The 9,356-nt window shown below is 72.6% G+C and carries 11 protein-coding genes; 3 read left to right on the forward strand and 8 right to left on the reverse strand.

Annotated features, from left to right (window positions below):
- Positions 1–61 precede the first annotated feature (61 nt).
- The 3 genes from DLJ47_RS36825 (at position 62) to DLJ47_RS12395 (ending at position 2,062) form a co-directional block, all read left to right on the forward strand.
- The gene (locus DLJ47_RS36825; protein WP_446723554.1) at positions 62–667 is read left to right on the forward strand and encodes a DUF6114 domain-containing protein; all 606 of its coding nucleotides are present in this window, start codon (positions 62–64) and stop codon (positions 665–667) included.
- Between the two features lie 131 nt (positions 668–798).
- The gene (locus DLJ47_RS36830; protein WP_233257801.1) at positions 799–1,446 is read left to right on the forward strand and encodes a hypothetical protein; all 648 of its coding nucleotides are present in this window, start codon (positions 799–801) and stop codon (positions 1,444–1,446) included.
- Positions 1,447–1,516: 70 nt separating this feature from the next.
- The gene (locus tag DLJ47_RS12395; protein ID WP_109900179.1) at positions 1,517–2,062 is read left to right on the forward strand and encodes an RNA 2'-phosphotransferase; all 546 of its coding nucleotides are present in this window, start codon (positions 1,517–1,519) and stop codon (positions 2,060–2,062) included.
- A gap of 34 nt (positions 2,063–2,096) precedes the next feature.
- Here DLJ47_RS12395 and DLJ47_RS12400 read toward each other — a convergent pair whose 3' ends face one another.
- From DLJ47_RS12400 to DLJ47_RS12435, 8 genes are all read right to left on the reverse strand, one after another.
- Positions 2,097–2,609: an NUDIX domain-containing protein gene (locus DLJ47_RS12400; RefSeq protein WP_109900180.1), complete on the reverse strand. Its 513-nt coding sequence runs from the start codon at positions 2,607–2,609 to the stop codon at positions 2,097–2,099.
- Between the two features lie 181 nt (positions 2,610–2,790).
- Positions 2,791–3,432 (reverse strand): SRPBCC family protein, encoded by a 642-nt coding sequence (locus DLJ47_RS12405; protein WP_109900181.1) that lies wholly within the window; start codon positions 3,430–3,432, stop codon positions 2,791–2,793.
- A complete protein-coding gene (locus tag DLJ47_RS12410; protein ID WP_109900182.1) occupies positions 3,429–3,800 on the reverse strand; it encodes an ArsR/SmtB family transcription factor in 372 nt (123 codons plus the stop codon). Before DLJ47_RS12410 ends, DLJ47_RS12405 begins: the two co-directional genes overlap by 4 nt.
- An 80-nt stretch (positions 3,801–3,880) precedes the next feature.
- Entirely contained in the window at positions 3,881–4,555 is a 675-nt protein-coding gene (locus DLJ47_RS12415) for a TMEM175 family protein (RefSeq protein ID WP_109900183.1), read from the reverse strand.
- Positions 4,556–4,671: 116 nt separating this feature from the next.
- On the reverse strand, positions 4,672–6,054 hold the full coding sequence (locus tag DLJ47_RS12420) for a GH1 family beta-glucosidase (RefSeq protein WP_109900184.1): 1,383 nt from the start codon (positions 6,052–6,054) through the stop codon (positions 4,672–4,674).
- A gap of 36 nt (positions 6,055–6,090) precedes the next feature.
- Positions 6,091–6,930, reverse strand: coding sequence for a carbohydrate ABC transporter permease (locus DLJ47_RS12425; RefSeq protein ID WP_109900185.1), 840 nt, complete (start codon positions 6,928–6,930; stop codon positions 6,091–6,093).
- Complete coding sequence (locus DLJ47_RS12430) at positions 6,923–7,909, reverse strand: carbohydrate ABC transporter permease (protein WP_109900186.1); 987 nt, start codon at positions 7,907–7,909, stop codon at positions 6,923–6,925. The genes DLJ47_RS12425 and DLJ47_RS12430 overlap by 8 nt, the downstream gene beginning before the upstream one ends.
- A gap of 87 nt (positions 7,910–7,996) precedes the next feature.
- Positions 7,997–9,298: an ABC transporter substrate-binding protein gene (locus DLJ47_RS12435; RefSeq protein ID WP_109900187.1), complete on the reverse strand. Its 1,302-nt coding sequence runs from the start codon at positions 9,296–9,298 to the stop codon at positions 7,997–7,999.
- Between the last annotated feature and the right edge of the window lie 58 nt (positions 9,299–9,356).

Here is a 9,356-nt window from a genome sequence, read left to right on the forward strand (position 1 = left end):
CCGCCAGGACGCTCTCCGCGTGCCCTCCCCACCCTCCACTCCTCATCCGGCAGGAGGATGCGTGACAGACGCCGAACTCCAGCAGGCCCGGCCCGGCCGGTTCCGCCGGGCACGGGGCGGTTTCCGCCACTGGCGGCGGACCCGGCCCTTCTGGGGTGGCCTGCTCACCGGCCTGGCCGGGCTCGAGATCTTCGGCACCACCCAGATGTCGCTCGCCGGGCTCTCGTTCCAGACGGGGCCGACCGGCTTCCTCTCCTGGTTGATCCCCGCCATCCTGGTGACCTGTGGGCTGCTGATGTGGTTCAAGCCGCAGCATCGGGCCCTCTACGCCGTGGTCGCCGCGGTCACCGCCCTCTTCTCGCTGATCGGGGTCAACCTCGGCGGCTTCTTCTTCGGTCTGATCCTCGGCCTTGTGGGCAGTGCCCTGGGCTACGCGTGGACGCCGGAACCCGCCCCCGTGGCCGGACGCGGGGAGCCCGAAGACGACGCGACGGCACCCGAGTCGACCGGGGAGGGGCGGGCCGGGTCGCCCGACGCTGCGCGGGACGAGTCACCGGACGAGGCGACGACGCGGCGCGATCCGGCGGCCGGGCCGGGCCCTGACCGACCGGCCCCCGGTGCAGGACCGGCGCCGAGCGGGAGTGGCCGGCCGTCGTCGACGAGCTGATGTCGGGCCGGGACGGCAGCGGTCCGCGCGTCGTCTCGCGGGCGCCCGCCGACGAGGACCCCGGCGGGCCGGGGACGGCCCGGCGAACCGGTGACGTCCCACCGCGCAAGCCCGACCGCAGGACCGTCGCGGTGCTGCTCGGACTGCTCGGTCTCGTGACCGCCGTGGCGCCCGCCGCGCTCAACCCGGCGCGGGCGTCCGCGGTGCCGGCCACGGTGCGGGACGGACCTACCTGCCCGAGCCCGGGCGTGCCGCAGGGGAGTCCGCCCGGGTCGTCCGGTCCGCGCGGCGTCCGTCCGGCTGACTGCGACCGACCGAAGTCGGTCCCGAGCGCGACCGGCGGCGACGCCGGTACGGCGTTGCCGTGGATCAGCGCCGATCCGGGGCAGCCGCTGGTCGCGGCGATCCCCACGAAGCTGACCGGCTCCACGGTGACCATGAGCGGGCTCCGGCTGGAAGGGATCGTCCAACTGCCCACCGCCGACGGCCCCCTCACGGCGTTGAAGTTCAGCATGCAGGAGGCGGTCACCGAGGATGTCGTGCTGCGGCCGCCGGGCCCACCGGACCGGACCATTCGGCTCGCCGCCGTGACGGCCCGCGGTGACGTCGCGCTCTACGCCACCCGCTTCGTCGGGCGACTCCCCGGCTTCACGATCACGCTGGCTCCCGACCTGCCGTTGCCCGCCGGCGTCCCGATCATGTCGCCCGGTGCGATCACCTTCACCGATCCCGCCATCGACCTGGCCTTCGTCAAGAGCGACACGTTCAGCGTCCGGTAGCAGGGCCGTTCGCAGGACCTGCGCCGGGACGGGTCGTGACCGGGGGGCGTGCTCGGGTGACAATGCCGGGGTGGATCACGCGGATCTGGTCAGGTTGAGCAAGCGGATGTCGCTCGCGTTGCGGCACCAGCCCGGCCGGTTCGGCCTCACGCTCGACGGGGCGGGCTGGGTGCCGGTCGGGGAGTTCCTCGCCGCGCTGCGGATCGACCGCGCCGACCTCGACGCGGTGGTGGCCGGCAACGACAAGCAGCGGTTCGCGCTCGAGCGGGGTCCGGACGGGGTGGAGCGGATCCGGGCCAGCCAGGGCCACTCGATCCCGGTCGACCTCGGGTTGGTGCCCCTGCCGCCGCCGGACACGCTCTACCACGGCACCGGGGCGGCTGCCGTCGCGTCGATCCGGGCCTCCGGCCTGCACCGCGGCGGGCGGCACCACGTCCACCTGTCGCCCGACGTCGAGACCGCCCGGCGGGTGGGCGCCCGGCGTACCGGGGCGGTGGTGGTGCTCACCATCGACGCGGCGGCGATGGCCCGCGACGGACACGTCTTCTATCGCAGCGCGAACGGGGTCTGGCTCACCGATGCGGTCCCTGCCGGCTACCTGACCGGCACCGACTGAGCGTCGCGGTCACCGCCGGCGGCGGGGGCGCGGCTCAGCCGGCGCGGCGGGTCAGGAAGTCGGCCAGCACCCGGGTGTGCGTGGAGAACGCCAGCTCGGTGGGCTCGGTGAGCACCAGCCACTCGGTCGCCTCCTCGGTCGGCGCGGACGGCGGCAACTCCTCGGCCGGCCGCTCGGGCAGTTCGCCGAAGAGCATCATGGTGCCGCCGGCCGGGGCGCTGTGCACCGCGAAGAGCCGGGCGTCGGCGGCGTCGGCGAGCAGGCCCGTCTCCTCGCGCAGTTCCCGCACCAGCGCGTCGTTCCACTCCTCGCCGTACTCGACGAAGCCGCCCGGCAGCGCGAGCAGCCCGCGGGCCGGCTCGATGTCCCGGCGTACGACGACCACACCGAGACCCGCGGCCGTGCGGACCGGCAGCACCGCCACCGCGACGGGCAGCGGGTTGCGCCAGACCGTCTGGCCGCAGACCGCGCAGATCCGCGGCCAGCCGGCCTCCGCCGGGTAGGCGGCCCCGCAGTAGGAGCAGTGGGAGTACGGCACGCCACTCATGCCGCTGCACGTTACCGGCCCGGGCGTGGGCCCTCGGACGGGCGGCGCGGGGATTCCCGGGGCGAAGCCGCGCGGCCCACCGCCCCGGCGTCCCGATGCGGGGAAGGATGCTCGGACGGGCGTGATACCGCAGAGTCATCAATATGACCCTGCGGTATCAGGCGGATTCGGGCGGCCGGGGTCAGCTCTCCGGGGTGCCGGTGTAGAAGGCCGTGGTACGCCCGGCGGCGGCTCGGGCCGCCGCGGGGTCGGTGCCGGCGGCGATGCTCGCCTCCCCCCACCGGTCGCTGGCCGTCGACATGAACGCCCGGCCCTCCGGGGAGGCGCTCCAGGTCTCGCTCTGCTCGGGGCTGACCCCGCTGCCGTCGTCGGCCAGGTGGGTGGCCAGGCCGAGCAGGGCCAGGTCCCAGCCCACCCCGACCGCGCCGGGGCCGAACTGGTCCCAGCGCTCCTGGTCGACGTGCGCGATGTGCTCCAGCTCGAACCGGGTGCGACCGTCGCCGGTCGGGGTCAGCCGGACCTCGATCCAGCTCACCTCGCCCATCATCTCCCAGGTGGCGGCGAAGCTCTTCGGTGGGTCGCAGCGCTCGACGACGCCGGAGGCGTTGCCCTCCAACTGGTAGCGGCCGTGCAGGCGCAGGTCGCCGCTGACCGGCAGGAACCACCGGGGGATGCGCTCGGGGTTGGTGCAGGCGTCCCAGACGTCCTCCAGCGGCGCGTCGTAGGTCTGGCTGATGGTCGCCACCCGGGCCTCGCCGGCCTCCAGCGTCCGCTGGCCCACCTGGCGGCGCACGGCGTTGAGCTGGCTGGTCGCTTCGATCATGATTCTCTCCTGTCGTCGGGAGCGTCGGCGCGCTGCTCGCGCAGCCGCCGTTCGCGCTTGCCCCGGGCGAGCTCGGTGGCGAGCGCCTGAAGCGGCGGGGTCCAGAACCGGCGGAAGTGACCGAGCCAGTCGTCGACCTCGCGCAGCGGCGCCGGGTCCACGGCGTAGAGCCGGCGGGTCCCCTCCGGTCGCACGGTGGTGAAGCCGTTGTCCCGCAGCACCTTCAGGTGCTGGGAGACGGCCGGTTGGGAGATGCCGAACTCGGCGCGGATCACGTCGGAGAGCCCGCCGGCGGGCATCTCGCCGCCGGCGAGCAGTTCGAGGATCCGGCGCCGCACCGGATCGCCGAGCACATCGAAGGCATGCACCAGGCCTTTATATCAGTGCACGCTTATTTAAGCGAGGACGCATAGGTGACCGGCGGGTCGGGCCCGGCCCGCCGGCCGGATCAACCCGGCCGGCGAGCCGGCGAGCGCCGGCGCCGGATTCCCTCGCTGGTGACGGCGTGATAGATGATCATGACGATGATGGCGACGAGCCCGACCATCGGGTCCACGAGCCAGCCGAGCAGCCCGGCCAGACCGTAGAGGACCAGGCCGGTGATCGGCCGCCGCGCCTGAGCTCGCACGTAGGCGTGGTCGACGCCGGTCGCGTACACCTCCGGCCGCCGCCGCAGGTAGCCGAAGACCACCAGCCACGGCAGCGACATCAGCGCCGCGGCGAGCGCGTAGAGAGCCACCGCCGCCTGCCGGTCGTGCCGGTCGCCGTGGTCGGTGAACGCCGAGGCGAGCACCGCGGTCGGAAACGGGATGATCACCACGCCGAACAGGATCGCCAGGTTGATCCAGTTCAGGGCCGGATTGGTGCCGCGCAGCAGCCGCAGCAGCGCGTGGTGGTTGAGCCAGAGAACGCCGACGTAACCGAAGGAGATCACGAAGGCGAGATAGGCGGAGCCCTCGTGCAGCAGCGCGGTCAGCAGCTCGCCCGGCTCGTACGACGGGACGCGCAGCTCCAGCACGAGGAGGGTGATGACGATCGCGAAGACGCCGTCGCTGAACGCCTTCATCCGGTCGATCTCGGCCAGGTTGGAGCCGCCCGTCGGGTCCTGCTCCGTCGCGGCCACGGGGGGACGCTACCGCCGTTCGGGCGGCGCCGGCGGGCATCCGCGGCCGACCACCCGGACGGGGCCCTGGGTGCCGCCCGGTGCGGCACCCAGGGTTCCCGGGCCCCGTCGGCCCGCTATCCGGCCACCGGGGCGACGGCCTCCGCCGCTCCGGCGCGCCGCTGGTGGGCGCGGATCAGCTCGGCGTAGCGGTGACCGCTCGCCTTGACCGTCCGCCGCTGGGTCGGGTAGTCCACGTGCACCAGGCCGAACCGCTTGTCGTAGCCGTACGCCCACTCGAAGTTGTCCAGCAGCGACCAGACGAAGTAGCCGGCGAGCGGGACGCCCCGGCCGACCGCCCCGGCACAGGCGGCCAGGTGCTGCTCCAGGTGGTCGGTGCGCTCCTTGTCCTCCACGGTGCCGTCCGGGGTGACCTCGTCGCCCGGCCAGGCCGAGCCGCTCTCGGTGACGACGATCTTCGCCGGCCGGTACTCCTCGTGCACCGCGACCAGCAGCTGCTCCAGCCCGGCCGGGTACAGCTCCCAACCCATCGCGGTCTCCACCGAGCCGGGAACCGGCACCTGCCGGGCGTACGGCGGCGGGCCGGCCGGGTCGTCCACCACCACCTGCCGGAAGTAGTAGTTGACGCCGAGGAAGTCGGTCGGGGTGGCGATCACCGCCAGGTCGTCGCCGCGTACCGGCGGCTCCACCCCGTAGGTGGCCAGCATGTCGGCGGGATAGCCGCGGCCGTGCACCGGGTCCAGCCACCAGCGGTTGACGTGGCCGTCCATCCGGCGGGCCGCCGCGACGTCCGCCGGCCGGTCGGTGGCCGGCTCGATCGGGCTGAGGTTGAGCACCAGCCCGATCGACGCCGGGCGGGCGGCGTTCGCCCGGATCGCCCGGGTGGCCAGGCCGTGCCCGAGCAGCACGTGGTGCGCGGCGCGGACCGCCCGGCCCAGGTCCCGCTCACCCGGGGCCATCCGCCCCTCCAGGTGCCCGATCCAGCACACGCAGAGCGGCTCGTTGACGGTGGTCCAGTCGGCCACCCGGTCGCCGAGCCGGGCGGCCACCACCGCCGCGTAGTCGGCGAACGCCTCGGCGGTGGACCGCTCCGGCCAGCCGCCCCGGTCCTGGAGCGCCTGCGGCAGGTCCCAGTGGTAGAGCGTGACGAACGGTCGGATCCCGGCGGTCAGCAGCGCGTCGACCAGCCGGTCGTAGAAGTCCAGCCCCTTCGGGTTCACCGCGCCGACGCCGTCCGGGCGCACCCGCGGCCAGGCCACCGAGAACCGGTACGCGTCGACGCCGAGCCGCCGCATCAACGCCACGTCCTCCGGCCAGCGGTGGTAGTGGTCGCAGGCGACGGCCCCGGTGTCGCCGTTGTCGACGGCCCCGGGCAGCCGGCAGAAGGTGTCCCAGATGGACGGTGCCCGACCGTCGGTGTCGACGGCGCCCTCGATCTGGTACGCCGAGGTGGCGACGCCCCAGAGGAAGTCGGGCGGCAGGTTGGACAGGTCCGGCACTTCTCGGTTCTCCTTCGGACAGCGGTGGACGTGGTCCTACTTGACCGCGCCGGCGGTCAGGCCGGCGACGAAGTAGCGCTGCAACGCCAGGAAACCGGCGACGACCGGGACGCTGACCACCAGCGACGCCGCCATGATCTGGTTCCAGTAGACGTTGAACTGGGTGGAGTAGCCCTGCAGACCGACCGCCAGCGTGCGGCTGGACTCGTCGGTCATCACCGAGGCGAAGAGCACCTCGCCCCAGGCGGTCATGAACGCGTACACGGTCACCGCGACCACGCCGGGCACCGCCGCCGGCAGCACCACCTGGAACAGGGTGCGCAGCGGCCCGGCCCCGTCGACCTGGGCGGCCTCGTCCAGCCCGCGCGGGATGGAGTCGAAGTAGCCGACCAGCATCCAGATCGAGAACGGCAGCGAGAAGGTCAGGTACGTGATGATCAGGCCGGTCCGGCTGGCGTACAGCTGGAGGCCGGTGGCGTTGCCGAGGTTGACGTAGATCAGGAAGAGCGGCAGCAGGAACAGGATCCCGGGGAACATCTGGGTCGACAGCACGGTCACCGAGAACAGGCTCCGGCCGCGGAACCGGTAGCGGCTCACCGCGAACGCCGCGAAGATCGCCACGGTGACCGAGAAGACCGCCGCCACGCTGGCGACGACCAGGCTGTTCACCAGGTAGCGGCCGAGCGGCACGGTGGACCACATGTCCACAAACGCCTGCAACGTCGGGCGCCGCGGCCACCAGGTGAACGCGTTCTGCACGTCCTGCAGCGGCTTGATCGCCGAGCTGACCATCACGTACAGCGGCACCAGGACGAAGATCGCGAGCAGGGTCAGCACGATCCGGCGGGCCCAGCGCTCGGCGACGGTCTCACGCATCGTTCCTCCGGCGGTTGGTGATCAGCAGGTACCCGGCGGTGACCACGAGCAGGAACAGCAGCAGCGCCACCGACATCGCCGAGCCGGAGCCGAAGTCCCAGGTCTTGAAGGAGCTGCGGTAGATGTGGATCGAGATCAGGTCCGCCTGCTCCGGGGCGGAGCCGCCGAAGAGCACGTACGGGGTGTTGAAGTCGTTGAAGGTCCACAGGAACAGCACCAGCAGCAGGACCAGGTTCACCGGCCGCAGCATGGGCAGGGTCACCGAGCGCAGCCGCCGCCAGAAGCCGGCCCCGTCCATGGCGGCGGCCTCGTACAGGTCGCCGGGGATGTTCTGCAGGCCGGCCATGATGCACAGGAAGGCGAACGGCCAGGAGCGCCAGACCGACACGATCAGCAGCGCGACGAAGCTGTTCCCGCCGATCAGCCAGAACGGCTTCTCGCCGAACAGGTGCAGCTGATCGACCAGGACGTGGTTGACCAGGCCGGTGTCCCGCTGGAACAGGAAGCTCCAGGTGATCACCGCGGTGTAGACCGGCAGCGCGTACGGGGTGAGGAAGAGCGCGCGCAGCACGCCCCGGCCGCGGAACGGCCGTTGCAGCAGCACCGCCGCGGTGGTGCCGAGCACCCAGGAGAGCCCGACCGAGGCGACCGTGTAGAGCACGGTCACCCAGAACGAGTGCAGCAGTTCGGCCCCGGCGGCGGAGTCGAAGTCGAGCACCACCCGGTAGTTCTCCAGGCCGACGAAGGGCGCGGTCGACCAGTCGCGGATGTGGAACTGGGTCAGCTCCAGCAGGCTCATCCACGCGCCGACGAGCATCGGCACCACGTGGATCGCCAGCTCCAGCACGATGGCCGGGGCGAGCAGCAGGTACGGCAGGAGCGACCGGCGGGGCCGCCGGAGGCGGCTCCGGCCCGGCTTGCCGCCCCGGGCCGGCCGGTCGGGCGCGGCGACGTCCCGGGGGGTGGTGCTGGTTGCCATCGGGGTCCTCTCGCTGGGTGGCCGTGGGAGGGTCGGCGTCCCTCCCACGGCCACCGGTCCGGCGGGCAGCGCGTCGTCGGCGCGTCGTCAGCGCATCTGCTGCTGGGCCTGGGTCAACTTCTGCCGGACGCTGTCCTCGGTGACCGGCTTGCCGCTGGCCGCGTCGGCGAACAGCTCCTTGATGGCGGTGCCGACCAGCGTCTCGAAGGTGCTCTCCTCGGGCACCTGCGGCAGCGGCGCGGCTGTGCTGGCGAGGGTCTCCTGGAGCACCTTCTGCTCCGGGGCGGCGAACGCCGGGTCGCCGGCCACGGTCTTGACCGGGGGCAGTGAGCCGTACGTCTTGTTGAGCGTCACCTGCTCGGCGTCGCTGGTCATGAACTTGACGAACTCCAGCGCGGCGTCCCGGTTCTTCGTGTGCTTGAACACCGCCATGTTGATCCCGGCCACCATGCTGTTGACCTTCTTGCCACCGGCCGGCGGGGCGGCCAGGAACGGCACCGGGGCGATCCCGTACGCGTCCGGGGCCATGTTCTGCGACTTCAGGTTCGATCCGGCGGCCTGCCAGAGCAGCATCGCGGCCTTGCCGTTGGCGAAGTCGGAGACGGACTGGTTCTGCGCGTACTCGGCGTTGCTCGGGTTGACGATCTTGTCGGCGGCCATCAGGTCGACGTAGCGCTTCACCGCGGCGACGTTCTGCGGGGTGTCGAAGGTCGGCTTGCCGGCCGAGTCGAACCACTCGCCGCCGTACTGCTGGCTGAAGGTGAAGGCGTGGTGGGCGTTCTCCGACGGGTTGGCGCCTTCGACCGCGAGGCCCCACCTGCCGCCGCCGGTGAGTTTCCGGCCGGCCTCGGCCACCTGCTCCCAGGTGGTCGGCGGGCTGGTGATGCCGGCGTCGACGAACGCCTTCTTGTTGTAGTAGAGGGCGTAGGCGAGGCTGTAGAGCGGCACCGCCGCGGGCGGCTTGCCGGGGGCGCCGGCGGCGGCCAGCGCGGCCGGGACGAACCGGTCCTTGCCGCCGACCTTGGCCAGCGTGGCGTCGTCGAACTCCACCAGTGCGCCGGTGGCCTGCAACGAGGCCGACCAGGTGTTGCCGATGTTGACCACGTCCGGGCCCTGGCCGGAGGTGGCGGCGGCGAGCAGCCGGTTGAGCAGGTCAGACCAGGGCACCACCTCGACGTTGACCTTGATGCCGGTCTGCTGCTCGAACCTGTCCAGCTCGGGCTGGAGGATCTGCTTGTCGGCCTCCAGGCTGGCGCCCTGGTTGCTGGCCCAGTAGGTGAGCGTCTTCGCGCCGCCCGAGGAGGAGGAGTCGCCGCCGCCGCCGCAGGCGGTCAGCGAGGCGGCGGCCAGCACGGCCGCGGTGAGGATCGCCAGGTGTCGTCTCGACACGGGTCTGCCCTTCCGGTGCGAGTGGTGGGGGAGCCGCCGGCGCCGGGTGGTGCGGGGG

It is taken from the genome of Micromonospora sp. S4605 (assembly GCF_003176715.1).
GTDB lineage: Bacteria > Actinomycetota > Actinomycetes > Mycobacteriales > Micromonosporaceae > Micromonospora > Micromonospora echinaurantiaca.

Excerpts from the sequence above, each read along its gene's own strand:
- DLJ47_RS12400 (WP_109900180.1), bottom strand. The coding sequence starts at position 2,609 with ATGAGTGGCGTGCCGTACTCCCACTGCTCCTACTGCGGGGCCGCCTAC.
- DLJ47_RS12405 (WP_109900181.1), bottom strand. The coding sequence starts at position 3,432 with ATGATCGAAGCGACCAGCCAGCTCAACGCCGTGCGCCGCCAGGTGGGC.
- DLJ47_RS12425 (WP_109900185.1), bottom strand. The coding sequence starts at position 6,930 with ATGCGTGAGACCGTCGCCGAGCGCTGGGCCCGCCGGATCGTGCTGACC.
- DLJ47_RS12430 (WP_109900186.1), bottom strand. The coding sequence starts at position 7,909 with ATGGCAACCAGCACCACCCCCCGGGACGTCGCCGCGCCCGACCGGCCG.